This window comes from Olivibacter sp. 47 (assembly GCF_030372825.1).
Lineage (GTDB): Bacteria > Bacteroidota > Bacteroidia > Sphingobacteriales > Sphingobacteriaceae > Olivibacter > Olivibacter oleidegradans.
In genome coordinates this window covers 2979690-2991821 of record NZ_JAUCNR010000001.1, presented here as the reverse complement: position 1 = coordinate 2991821, position 12132 = coordinate 2979690, and the positions used below count along the sequence as shown (strand labels likewise).

11 protein-coding genes are annotated in these 12132 nt (G+C 41.7%); 5 read left to right on the top strand and 6 right to left on the bottom strand.

Annotated features, from left to right (window positions below; all coding sequences use genetic code 11):
- Position 1: 1 nt before the first annotated feature.
- From QT327_RS12955 to ribD, 3 genes are read right to left on the bottom strand one after another with little or no spacing between them, the layout of a single operon-like run.
- Positions 2–619 (bottom strand): IMPACT family protein, encoded by a 618-nt coding sequence (locus QT327_RS12955; protein ID WP_013666650.1) that lies wholly within the window; start codon positions 617–619, stop codon positions 2–4.
- A gap of 21 nt (positions 620–640) precedes the next feature.
- On the bottom strand, positions 641–1504 hold the full coding sequence (locus QT327_RS12950) for an EamA family transporter (protein ID WP_130857766.1): 864 nt from the start codon (positions 1502–1504) through the stop codon (positions 641–643).
- Positions 1505–1506: 2 nt separating this feature from the next.
- Positions 1507–2553, bottom strand: coding sequence for a bifunctional diaminohydroxyphosphoribosylaminopyrimidine deaminase/5-amino-6-(5-phosphoribosylamino)uracil reductase RibD (gene ribD, locus QT327_RS12945; protein WP_130857767.1), 1047 nt, complete (start codon positions 2551–2553; stop codon positions 1507–1509).
- A 358-nt stretch (positions 2554–2911) separates the two neighbouring features.
- Between ribD and prmC the strand changes: the two genes are divergently transcribed.
- Positions 2912–3772, top strand: a complete 861-nt coding sequence (gene prmC, locus QT327_RS12940; protein WP_130857768.1) for a peptide chain release factor N(5)-glutamine methyltransferase — start codon at positions 2912–2914, stop codon at positions 3770–3772.
- On the top strand, positions 3773–4561 hold the full coding sequence (locus QT327_RS12935) for a glycoside hydrolase family 25 protein (RefSeq protein WP_130857769.1): 789 nt from the start codon (positions 3773–3775) through the stop codon (positions 4559–4561). It begins immediately after the preceding gene.
- A gap of 189 nt (positions 4562–4750) precedes the next feature.
- Here QT327_RS12935 and QT327_RS12930 read toward each other — a convergent pair whose 3' ends face one another.
- Positions 4751–6019, bottom strand: a complete 1269-nt coding sequence (locus tag QT327_RS12930) for a serine hydrolase (protein ID WP_130857770.1) — start codon at positions 6017–6019, stop codon at positions 4751–4753.
- Between the two features lie 245 nt (positions 6020–6264).
- On the opposite strand from QT327_RS12930, the gene QT327_RS12925 reads away from it, so the two are divergent.
- The 3 genes from QT327_RS12925 (at position 6265) to QT327_RS12915 (ending at position 9741) form a co-directional block, all read left to right on the top strand.
- Positions 6265–7371, top strand: a complete 1107-nt coding sequence (locus QT327_RS12925) for a YncE family protein (protein ID WP_130857771.1) — start codon at positions 6265–6267, stop codon at positions 7369–7371.
- Positions 7372–7477: 106 nt separating this feature from the next.
- The gene (locus QT327_RS12920; RefSeq protein WP_130857772.1) at positions 7478–8533 is read left to right on the top strand and encodes an oxidoreductase; all 1056 of its coding nucleotides are present in this window, start codon (positions 7478–7480) and stop codon (positions 8531–8533) included.
- Between the two features lie 11 nt (positions 8534–8544).
- Positions 8545–9741: a BaiN/RdsA family NAD(P)/FAD-dependent oxidoreductase gene (locus tag QT327_RS12915; protein WP_130857773.1), complete on the top strand. Its 1197-nt coding sequence runs from the start codon at positions 8545–8547 to the stop codon at positions 9739–9741.
- A 91-nt stretch (positions 9742–9832) separates the two neighbouring features.
- On the opposite strand, the gene QT327_RS12910 is transcribed toward QT327_RS12915, so the two are convergent.
- Both QT327_RS12910 and QT327_RS12905 read right to left on the bottom strand, forming a co-directional pair.
- Positions 9833–11014, bottom strand: coding sequence for a homoserine dehydrogenase (locus QT327_RS12910; protein WP_013666641.1), 1182 nt, complete (start codon positions 11012–11014; stop codon positions 9833–9835).
- A gap of 31 nt (positions 11015–11045) precedes the next feature.
- On the bottom strand, positions 11046–12104 hold the full coding sequence (locus QT327_RS12905) for a homoserine O-acetyltransferase family protein (protein WP_013666640.1): 1059 nt from the start codon (positions 12102–12104) through the stop codon (positions 11046–11048).
- Positions 12105–12132 lie beyond the last annotated feature (28 nt).

Below are 12132 nucleotides of genomic sequence, written 5' to 3'. Positions count from 1 at the left end.
GCTAGGTGGTTCGCAGGTATTTTACTTTTACGTTCGTTAAATGTTGTAATTTACTTAAGGTATGATTGACTTGTGTTTGGCGGATCTCAAAAGTCAGTGAACAGTTATTATCGAAAGCCTGCTGCTGCACAATTAGATCGTCTTCTTTAACAATGCGCATCACATCATTCATCTGCATGTAATCGAAACTCACCTCATATACGTCATTGACTGTTTTTTCTATTATCCGGGCCTGACTGACGGCGTCTTGTGTAGCGCTTTTATAAGCATTGATCAATCCTGGAACGCCTAACAGTGTACCGCCGAAATAACGTACTACCACTACCATTAGGTTCGTCAAATCATGCGATAGAAGTACATTTAATATGGGGCGACCGGCCGTACCGGAAGGCTCCCCATCATCGTTTAAGCGGAATACGGAACGATCTGTTGTTAAACGGTAAGCCCAGCAGTGATGTCGTGCTTTCGGATGGAGATCTTTCACTTCGGTTATCACATTTTTGAGATCTTCCGGATCACTAAAAGGGTAGGCATAGGCAATAAATTTACTTCCTTTGTCCTTGAACAGACCTTCAGCCGGTTTTTCAATCGTTTTATAGGTATCTTCAAATAAATTCATGAATAATAATTCGCTTAAAGCTTATAATAGGCCAATGATAATTACTGAGATCACTGCCAATACCAATCCAACTTTGTTTAAAGTACTTAATTTCTCCTTAAACAGGAATAAACCAACAACTGCACCTACAACAATGACACCTATATTCATTCCTGAAAACACAACAGAAGGATTGTTTGGTAAAGCCTGATGAGCTTTCATATAAAAGAGGATATTTCCAAAGTTAAAAAGTCCCAGCCCCAATCCCCAAAGGGTTCCTGAAAGCGAAAATTTTTCCTTTTTGGTGCTTGCTAAAAAGCCGAGGTACAAAAACGACACCAAGGTACAGAGTACGAAAACCAAAAAAATCGAAGTTCTATACGAAACTGCTTGGTATTGGGCAATATGTTTAAAAAGAATATCGATTATTCCCATACCGAAAAATACCATCAGCGGATACTGCCAGGCATTTTTGCTTGTAAGGCTGTGTTGATTGCGTTTCTGCCATTTAATAGAGCATACGATGGCCGCTAATCCGATGGCTACGCCAAAAAGTTTGGTAGCACTTGGATGTTCATTAAAGATAAAGAATGCAGCCAGGAGTGGAATAAAAAGAGACAGACGTTGAGCCACTTCCGTTCGCACAATGCCCGAATAGCGTATAGATCCCGCAATGATAATAAAGAGGGAGGGTAGTAATAATCCCAATGCTAAATAGCTTATTAATGGCGCCTCTGCGATGGAAAAATTACTTAGATCGGGCTTCAGGTAATGGTAGCTCAATAAGACAGTCATCGGATAATTCCATGCAATCATTTGCAGGGTGTTAACCGAATAGCGCCTAGCCAATTTGATAATCACCGATACCGTGACGCTGCACAAAACACTTAAAAGGACTAAGAGCATCTCTATTTGTTAAAATAAACGGTAAGTGAATCATTCCCTATGTTTTCCTTGATTTGAGGTATAACCTGCAAACGGGGAGCGTCTAAACCATCCTTCCAATAAGCCTGTCCTCTAAACACACGCGCTTCATCCCACAAACCCGCCTTTATAAATAGATTGAGCGTTTTTATACCGCCTTCAACAACAAGTGATTGAACATCCATCAAGTGAAGCTGATATAGAATATTTTGTGGCAAATACCAGTCGAAATTTTCCAACGCAATCAACTTTAGTCTGTCTTGCCAATCGGTTTTTTTCGCGTTGAATACAATTGTTTCCGCTTCTTTATCAAACAAATGAAGATGAGGTGGGAGCGAAAGCTCTTTATCAATAACGATCCGTTTGGGATTTCTTCCAAACCAGTGGCGGACAGTCAGTTGTGGATTATCGATCAACGCCGTATTGGCTCCTACCAAAACCGCATCTTCTTCGCTACGCCACCGATGGTTGACCACCTGTGCAGCGGAGCCCGTGATCCATTGCTGTTTTTCACCTTTAGGAGCAAAATAACCATTTGCTGTTTCTGCCCATTTTAGTATAACATAAGGTCGTTGGTGCTGCACCCGAGTAAAGAAACGACGGTTTACAAATTTTGCTTCTTCTTCCAGCACACCTTCAAGTACGTCAATTCCCGCTTCACGCAATTTGGCAATACCACGACCGTTTACTTGTTCAAACGGATCGTTACAAGCAACAACCACTTGTTTTACTTGATGCTTGACGAGCAGATCGGCACAGGGGGGCGTTTTCCCATGATGGGAGCAAGGCTCTAAAGTAACGTAGACGGTCGATTCTCTCAATAGATCAGCAGCGTTTGGATAACGGTTAAAAACATCGGCAATAGCATTCGGTTCGGCATGGGCCTCTCCGTATTTTCGATGCCATCCCTCGCCAATGATGGTATCATGATGTACAACCAAAGCGCCAACGATCGGATTTGGACTGACACTACCCTGACCGAGCTCAGCGAGTTCCAGACAACGCCGCATATAGATTTCGTGATTAGGCATGCACAAACCTAATGAATTTTAGTAGCTGTCGATCAATAGGCCGATTTTTTTTACAGTTTTATGTTATGTTGAGTGGAGTTTTAAATGATGAATGTTGCCTGCCTGTCGGTAGGCAGGAATGATGAGTGATGAATAAGTTTTTTTTGTGCATTGCTAGGAAGTTTAAAGTGCGGATAGTTGAGTGGTGGAACAGGGAAATAGCAAGAAGACATAGGACAGGAAGAAAACTCGCAACGCACAACTAAAAAAGTCTTGATATCTACCTGCCTGCCGGTAGGCAGGTGTCTTGATACCTGATACCTCACGGCAGGCTTTTTACTTTTGAATTTTTACTTTTGAATTTTTACTTTTGAATGCCATGCAACTCGAAGCCGTCAAAAAACGATTCATAGAAAAATTAGCTGTTTTATACGAAGCTACCGAAGCGGAAAGCATCTTTCTGATTGTGTTGGAGGATCTGTTGGGGTATAGCAGAAGAGACTTACTCCTTCACAAATCCATGAGCTTGAACGACGAGCAACTGGACCAGCTAGAAGATGCCGCCAGCCGTATAAGTGCCGGTGAACCGGTTCAGTATATCATAGGACACACACCTTTTATGGGATTATCCCTCCATGTGAATCAACATGTCTTGATTCCTCGCCCCGAGACCGAAGAACTTGTAGATCTTATCATTCAGGATTTAAAACTGTCCAATAGCTCGGAACCTAAACTAATAGACATAGGCACGGGTTCGGGCTGTATTCCAATTGCTATTAAAAAGTATGTTAATCAAGCACAGGTTTACGCCTTGGATGTATCGGTTGAAGCACTGGCCGTAGCAAAGCAGAATGCAGCGGACAACCAATGCCCTGTTCACTTTATGCTGGCCGATATCCTGGAATGGGACATTATCTTTGCAGAAGAGGTTAAATTCGACGTGATTGTCAGTAATCCGCCTTACATCACCAATAGCGAGCAGAAGGGAATGCATCCGAATGTATTACAATTTGAACCACATTTGGCTCTCTTTGTGGAAGATCAGGCACCGTTACTCTTTTATGAGACGATTGCCGCATTCGCCTTAGCGCATCTGGAAAAAGGGGGGAAGCTCTATTTTGAGATCAATCGAAATTTCGGGCAGGAAGTAAAAGATTTACTAACAAAAAAGGGATTCAAAAATATCCTACTTAAACAGGATATACATGGCGCAGATAGAATGGTGAGGGCCAGCTTATAAATGAGTGCGACTAGAAGAAAGAGAAGAAAAGGAAAGAAAAAGAGTAGCGAAAGACCCACTCGCTGGAAATGGATATTAGCCCTGTGCTGTGGATTGGCATTAGCCTGCATTGCAGTCGTTAACCATTTTCTATTCCATAAATGCACGCATTACGGCATTAAAATACCAGCAGGATACCATACACACGGCATCGATATATCCCAATATCAAGGTAAAATTGATTGGGATGCTTTATGTATGCCTCAGGATAGCGATATTCATATCTCCTTCGTTTATATGCGCGCCTCAATGGGGATGCGTACTGATAAAAAATTTAAAACCAACTGGCAAGAAGCAAAGGCACACGGTATAAAACGAGGTGCCTATCTCTTTTTTCATCCGAATAAAGACGGTGTAAAACAAGCAGAACTTTTTATTAAACGAGTGGGAAGGTTGGAAGGCTGTTTGCCTCCCGTTGTTGATATCGAAAAAACTTATCGTACCGATAAAACAGTTTTGAAAAAGCGTCTACAAGACTGTCTGAATACCCTGCACAACCACTACGGTATCCGTCCCGTTGTTTATACCTATACTACTTTTTACCGCGATTACCTGGGTGAAAAGTTTGATAAATACCCCTTATGGATTGCACATTACGAGCGTGAGGATAAACCTGATTATATCAATCGCCCGTGGGATATCTGGCAACATAGTGAACGCGGAAAAATCGCCGGCATCACTGAGTTCGTCGACTTCAATGTCTTAAACTGCAATAATAATATTATGCCTTGTGAGGTTTGTGGTTATTAGTTGGTTATTAGTTATTGGTTGTTAGTTATTGGTTATTCGTTGGTTTGTGCTTTATCACTATTACTGAACCATCATTAGCCGTATAAAAACTACTCGACTAATTGACGATTTACAAGGTATAAATCATGGTAAGTACGCTTAAAACGCGAAACTACCTATCGCGATAGTAAGCCGACATTATCACATTGGCTAATCGGCTAATTTCTGACTCAACGATTCACCAAAAATAAACTTTCCCAAATCCGGCTTCACCTTCTTTTCCCGTTTTAGCTCATGTTCATAAACCAACCTACCTAGGTTTTTCAGAAAAGGGTAGGTGACCTCTTCGTATTCATAAACACTATCATTATAGATTTCGTTATTGTTGGATTGCACAACAGCTGTTAGCAGGAATTCGACACCGTTTTTAAAATCTACGATATAAGCGTTGTCGATATTGTAGCCGTAGGAATCACCATACTTATTGAAACTGCGGATACGACCATCCGGATGGACACCTTTTTCCCGACCGAAAAACAATAACTTACTATAGGTAGGCCAGAATTCAGTGCTGTCATATTTAGGAAAATCGGATTCTTGTGGAAAACGCGACATATAGTAGTAGATGAAGCGATAGTCTTCATCCCTCAGATGAAATCGTTCTTTCTTCGGGAAGGCTTCTGGAAAAAGCAGTTTTTTCATGATCAGCTGCTGATCGGCTAGCGCATATGCATTGAGCCCTTCAAAGCTGTAGGGCTTATGAATGAGACTGTCATTGGCATCCCTATAAGCTTTACCACGAATTAGATTTTGTAGATCCAAGGGGTAATCTTGCGGATCGTATTGGGCCGCTTGTTGATAGATAAGCAGATCATCTTTATAAAAAGTAATTGGGTTCGTATGTTTCGCCCATTCACCCTTATCGCCAATCGCTAGGCGATTGATAATGCGACTATGACTGGCCCCATGTTTCTTCAAGCGGCGATTGATATCAGCCCGTCCCAAGAATTCGTAAAGACGATTGAAGGCATCGTTATCACTGGTCAGTAAGATTTTTTTGATATAATGCCCGATACTGGGCAGTCCATTGGCGGAGGAAGAGTCGATCTCAACCCTTGTTTGTCTTTCCCAAGCGCTATCGATTTTCAGCGGGGTATTTTTATCCAGTCCTTTAATTTTCAGCTCATTGATTTTCTCTAAGGCGAAGATAGATGCCGGGAGCTTAACCGTACTGGCGGGATAGAAATACCAGTTAGGATTTAATCGGTAGCTAAAAGAAGTAAAATGTGGTTTATTATGTTTATCGCGATCTATTTGGGTATAAAGAATTTGCACCTGCTTTCGTTGCGGATCATCGAGAACAGCTTTAAAAAGTTCGGGATGACTTTCAATTAAATTCTTTAAAAATAGGGTATCCATCGGTTGGGCATAGATTTTATAAGAAATTAACAATAGGCAGAAAGGGAGCAGTATTTTCATCCGTATTCAGGTTTGTGCAACTAAGGTAACAAAAAACTCATAAACTTGCATACAAAATCAAAGCCTGGCAAGTATTACTTTTGGATAATCATCCCGAATGGCTATTTTTGTCAACAGAAGGAAAATATCAGCTTATAGATCTAAGACAATATACACACCAATTAAATTTCAGCTTAAGAGTAGCAATTTTACTTGTTAAGCCGTTATAACAAGCATACAATAAAAATTCACCTTATAAACAACAAATGAAGACAAAAATCAACTCTCTTTACCTAAGCTTATTAGCCGGAACCTTACTTACACTGGGAGCGTGTAGTAACAGTGATGACGATGTTGCTCCCATAGATCAACTTCCTGAAAACACCGGAATGTTCGTTTTAAATGAGGGGGCCTTTGGTGGGACCTCTAATTTAGGATTCTATAGCTATGGAACAAATCAATATAATAATAGCGCTTTCACTGGAAATTTAGGTTCTGGGGCAAACGATTTGTTAGTATATGGAAGTAAGGTTTATATTTCCGTTACTGATGCAAACAAGGTTGTTGTATTAGATGCCAAAACGAGATCGGAATTAAAGGTGATAAACATATCATTACCTAGGTATCTACTGGCTCATAAAGGAAAAATATATGCTACTAGCCATGGAGAAAATAAATTGTTTGCCATTGATACTACGAGTAGTTTTTCCATAAATAGTGTTGCGGTTGGTAAAAGCCCAGAACAACTTACAACTACTAATGGAAAAATTTATGTAACCAACTCTGGATGGAGAGATGCGTTGAACGGAGGAACTTACGACAACCATATATCTGTAGTAAATCCTACAACATTAACTATTGAAAAAGATATTGTTGTAGCAGAGAATATAAGCGCAATAGCTGCTGATACGACTAAGAATGTTTTATATGTAAATGCTTCTGCTATTTATAATGGTAGTCAAATTTCTAAACCTTCTAAATTATATATTGTTAATACAGCAAATGATCAAGTTGAAGGAATGAGCTTTGGAGCAGAGAAAATTGTGGTAGTACCAGGCGTTAAAAAAGCATATTTGGTTAGTAGTAATCGGACCAATGATGGAAAAAACACCTTCTGTAGTTTAGATTTGGTTAGTAAGACAGTTCAAAATATCACGTTAAGTAACGTTAGCTTCGAACAACCTTATAGCTTAACTTATATTCCTGAAATTGCCCGCTTAGTGCTTGGTGATGCAAAAAATTATACCAGCAATGGGCAAATGTATGTTTTTGGTTTGTATCAATCCGGAGACTTAGGGCTTGAATATTTTACACCGGTAGGTGTTAATCCCGTAAAAGTCGGATTTACGTTCGGCTCATATGTAATGCGATAATTTTTTAAGTTTACTTTAATTTTAATAAAATGGATTGGTGTTTGATCAGTCCATTTTATTTTTACACCCTTGCCCATCTCTCCTCAATTCCCTATCTTCGTCTCCCATGCAACTCAATGTAGGATTGATCGGTTTTGGCATGGCAGGACAAGTGCTTCATGCTCCTCTTATAAGCTCCGTAGTAGGTTTAAGATTAACAAAAGTCTATGCCCGTCGGAAAGAACAGCAACATATATTACGGGCTAAATATCCGGACGTAAACATCGTAACCGATGTACAGGATATCTTTAATGATAAGCAAGTCGATTTGGTTGTGATAGCTACTTCCAACGATGTACATTTTAGTCTTTGTAAAGCGGCCCTATTGGCAGGCAAACATGTGGTGGTGGAGAAACCTTTTACCAATACATTGGAAGAAGCAAACGAGCTGATTGCAATAGCGAAAAGCCAAGGCAAATTATTATCCGTCTTCCATAGCGCTCGTTGGCATAGCGATTACCTGACCGTAAAAGACGTGATTGCTAGTGGCGAACTCGGGCGATTGGTAACGATGGAAATCCGCTATGACCGTTTCCGCAACTACCTCCGGCCGAATGCCTGGCGTGAGGACGACCTACCCGGTTCGGGGATTTGGTTCGACCTTGGAGCACACCTCATCGATCAGACCTTACAATTATTCGGCAAACCGCAAGCACTCTTTGCGTCACTACGTAAAATGCGGGAAGGAGTAGGGGCGGTGGATGATTTCGAAGTTTTATTGTATTACCCGCAAATAAAGGTTTCGCTCAAAGGAAGTATGTTGGTAAAAGAACCAACGCCCCGTTTTGCACTTTATGGAACGGAGGGAGCCTTTGTAAAACCGGGTGTCGATCCACAGGAAGCGGCACTTCGGGAGGGGAAAACACCGGCCGACTTACCAAATTGGGGCGAAGAACCGGAAGAAATATGGGGCATCCTCAATACAACGGCTGAAGAACCGAATAACCGGAGAAAGATTCGCAGCCAAAAGGGAAATTATCCGGGTTATTACGAAAATGTGCGTGATGCCATTCTCGGAAAAGCAGAATTAGCCGTAACGGCTGAGCAGGCTCGGGATGTGATTTATCTATTACAATTGGCGGAACGAAGCTGGGACGAGAAACGTGTGTTATCTGTTGACTAAAATTATTTTCCATGGAATATGATGTCCTCATCATAGGTGGAGGTGCCTGCGGTCTCATGTGTGCGGTGCAGGCTGGTTACTTAAGCAAAAGGGTAGCAGTGCTGGAACGAAACGACAAGTTAGGCGCCAAAATATTGATTTCAGGAGGGGGCCGTTGTAATTACACCAATTTATACACAGCTCCCACTAATTTCATCTCTGAAAATGAACACTTTTGTGTTGCCGCACTCCATCAATGGAGCGTCGATGATACCATCCATTTTTTTGAGCAACAGGGTATTGCAGGGCAGGAGAAGACCTTAGGACAGTTGTTTCCGACTTCCAACAAGGCTAAAGATGTGGTGGCTGTATTTGAACGCTTACTTAAGGAACTGGGGCAACGGGTGATTTTAGAGGCTGAGGTTAAATCTATCGAAAAGAATCCGGCAACCGGATCTTTTCAGGTCATGTTCCATCATAAAGACCGTTTGGAAAGCTTGGAGGCTCCCAAGGTGGTTATGGCCAGCGGTGGACTCCCTATTGCTAAATTGGGGGCTAGCGATTTTTCGCTTCGTATAGCAAAGCAATTCGGCTTGGCCGTGACCGCCACAGCACCGGCACTGGTTCCGCTGACAATCACCGGAAAGGATGCCGAATGGTTCAGTGCTTTGGCGGGCAATTCGATTTTCAGTAAAGTCTGGAACAATCGAGCAAGCTTTGAAGAAAATATTTTATTCACGCATTGGGGCCTCAGCGGCCCTGCCATTTTACAGATTTCCTCCTATTGGAATCCGGGCGAGCTGATTTGGATCGACTTACTCCCGAAACAACGCATTGCCCAACTAATTCAGCTAGAACGCGAAAAAGGGGGGAAGCGACTCCTTGCACAGCTATTGCAAGATCACTTTACTAAGAAGTTTACTGAAGCATTAGGCAAATTTCTACCTATCGATAAGAAAATCGCATCCGTCGGCAAACAGGACGTGAAACTAATGGAACAGGTGATTCACCGCTTTGAAGTGAAACCGGCAGGTAGCAAGGGCTACGACAAAGCTGAAGTAATGCGTGGAGGCGTCAGCACGGAAGAGTTATCTTCGAAAAGCCTGGAAGCCAAAAAATGCACCGGACTCTTTTTCGGTGGCGAATGCGTTGATGTAACCGGCTGGCTAGGCGGCTATAACTTCCAATGGGCCTGGGCAAGTGGCTATGTAATTGCGCAGCATTTGTAATCGTTATTTGTTGCTCGTTATTAGTTATTAGTGATAACTAACAACCAATAACCAACAACTAATAACTAAAAACCAATAACTAACAACTAACCTAAGGTACCTCAACCACAAATCCCTTATCGGCGGCCAATAAGTCCTTATTGGCGATCAAAGACTCCAGATTAATGTCACCGATAATGTATTTGAATTCGCGGGCATAGTGTCTTTCTGATACCTTTAGAAAGTTTAGCTTTTCCAAAATAGATTCATCATTATACCGTAGGTATACGGTGATCTTATGGTTATTACTATGATTCAACTGGGTTGCTTCCAGGTGCTTTTTATATTCATAGCGGTAGTCATACCGTAAAGCGGCGATATCTGACAGCACAGCTGAACCGGTTGGATGCCCTCCGGCACCTTTTCCATAGAAAAACTGTTGATCGGCAAACGCAGCCTGTACCACTACACCATTATATTCGTTCTCTACAGAATAAAGAATGCTTTTCTCATTCACAAACTTAGGGATTACGTAGAGTATTACTTTTTCATTTCCAATTTCCTTAGCCGTCGGCACTAATTTAATTTTGTAGTTTTTCTCCCGTGCAAAACGAATGTCGTAATCGGATAATTGATCGATACCAATGTTAAGAATTTCTTCCGGTTTCACATATAATCCGTACGCATGAGAAGCAACAATAGCAAGTTTAAATTTTGCATCAAAACCACCTACGTCCAAGATGGGATCCGTTTCAGCAAAACCTAGATGCTGTGCTTGTTTTAACGCGGTGTCATAGTCCATATGCTCGTTAAAGATCTTGGACAATATGTAATTGGACGACCCATTAAAAATACCGGAAACGGAATGGAGTAGCTCATTGTCGTAGTACTCCTCTAAGTTACGGATAATAGGAATACTACCACATACCGCCCCTTCATATAAAAGACTCGTTCCATACGCCTGCTGAATATCTACCAGCTCTTCCAAATGTGTGGCGATCATTTTTTTATTAGCTGAAACGACGTTTTTGCCGTTCTTTAGGGCTTTCGATACGATATGGAAAGCGGCATCGGCGTCGTCTATGAGCTCTACAATGGTATTGATCTCCACGTCATCCAATAGCTCATCTGCTTGGGTAGTAAATAATTCCAGGGGTAGTGTTCTTTTTTTGTCGGGGTTTTTAATAGCAAAACGTTTGATTTCCAGGTTTAGCTTTTTGGTTTTAATGATATCGTATAAGCCTTGGCCTACCACGCCAAAGCCAAACAATCCTAGTGTAAGCTTTTTACTCATTGTTCTGTTAGATCTTCTTCTCTATATATTATTAAATAAGTGGTTGCAAGGTTCTATCCAAACGATTGGGATAACTTTGTTTCAAAAAAGCAGCGATTTCTTTACTGATCTGCTTGGTTTCGATCAAAAATCCGTCATGTCCATAAAAGGAGTTGATGGCCGCAAATTTGGCGTTTCTAATATGTTTGGCCAAATACTTTTGTTCATCCAAAGGAAATAATATATCGCTTGTAATACCAATAACCAACGTTTTTGCACGGATATGCTGCAAAGCCTTCTCTGCGCCATCACGACCCCTTCCCACGTTGTGGGCATCCATGGCCTTACTCAGAAACCAATAACTGTAGGCATTGAAGCGCTTCACTAATTTCTCTCCCTGATAATTTTGGTAGGAAGAGGCACGGAAATCATCTATTTTCTCATCCGAGCTTTCCAGTTGCGTGGCGCCGTATGTTTCGTAAGTCCTGTAAGAAAGTAAGGCGATACTCCTAGCTACTTTCAAACCTTTCGCTCCGCCATTAGGTTTATTCGCATAAAAGGTCCGGTCGGCACTGATCGCCAACCGCTGGCTTTCATTGAAGGCAACGCCCCAAGGCGAATGTTGGGCATTCGTAGCCAATAAGACAAGATTCTCAATCCGATCAGGATGGATAATAGCCCATTCCATGGCTTGTTGCCCGCCCAACGAGCCTCCAATTAGTACTTTAATCTTATCAATGCCCAGGTGCTGCGCTAAAAGCTCATGTGCCGCCACCAGATCCCGAATGGAGAACTGCGGAAAAGATAAATAATAAGGTTGATCGGTACTTGGGTTGGTTGTCAACGGATTGGTTGTCCCATAATGAGATCCGATAATATTAGCACAAATAATAAAATGTTCCTGCGGATTGAACAAATCTCTTTCCCCAAACAAACCGGGCCACCAGTCGAACACATCCGAATTTGCAGTCAGCGCGTGACAAACCCATACCACATTATCTTTACGTGTATTTAATCGACCATAGGTATGGTAGGCTATCTGTAAACCCTTCAATCGCTTCCCGTTTTCAAGCCGGAAGGTTTTATTATAATTGAATTTATGGATACTCATATATAATAGGCGCCAAATGCGCTGTTAA

What these genes read in the sequence shown, in the direction of transcription:
- QT327_RS12955 (WP_013666650.1), bottom strand. Translation starts at nt 619, where the DNA reads ATGAATTTATTTGAAGATACCTATAAAACGATTGAAAAACCGGCTGAA.
- QT327_RS12950 (WP_130857766.1), bottom strand. Translation starts at nt 1,504, where the DNA reads ATGCTCTTAGTCCTTTTAAGTGTTTTGTGCAGCGTCACGGTATCGGTG.
- ribD (WP_130857767.1), bottom strand. Translation starts at nt 2,553, where the DNA reads ATGCCTAATCACGAAATCTATATGCGGCGTTGTCTGGAACTCGCTGAG.
- prmC (WP_130857768.1), top strand. Translation starts at nt 2,912, where the DNA reads ATGCAACTCGAAGCCGTCAAAAAACGATTCATAGAAAAATTAGCTGTT.
- QT327_RS12935 (WP_130857769.1), top strand. Translation starts at nt 3,773, where the DNA reads ATGAGTGCGACTAGAAGAAAGAGAAGAAAAGGAAAGAAAAAGAGTAGC.
- QT327_RS12930 (WP_130857770.1), bottom strand. Translation starts at nt 6,019, where the DNA reads ATGAAAATACTGCTCCCTTTCTGCCTATTGTTAATTTCTTATAAAATC.
- QT327_RS12925 (WP_130857771.1), top strand. Translation starts at nt 6,265, where the DNA reads ATGAAGACAAAAATCAACTCTCTTTACCTAAGCTTATTAGCCGGAACC.
- QT327_RS12920 (WP_130857772.1), top strand. Translation starts at nt 7,478, where the DNA reads ATGCAACTCAATGTAGGATTGATCGGTTTTGGCATGGCAGGACAAGTG.
- QT327_RS12915 (WP_130857773.1), top strand. Translation starts at nt 8,545, where the DNA reads ATGGAATATGATGTCCTCATCATAGGTGGAGGTGCCTGCGGTCTCATG.
- QT327_RS12910 (WP_013666641.1), bottom strand. Translation starts at nt 11,014, where the DNA reads ATGAGTAAAAAGCTTACACTAGGATTGTTTGGCTTTGGCGTGGTAGGC.
- QT327_RS12905 (WP_013666640.1), bottom strand. Translation starts at nt 12,104, where the DNA reads ATGAGTATCCATAAATTCAATTATAATAAAACCTTCCGGCTTGAAAAC.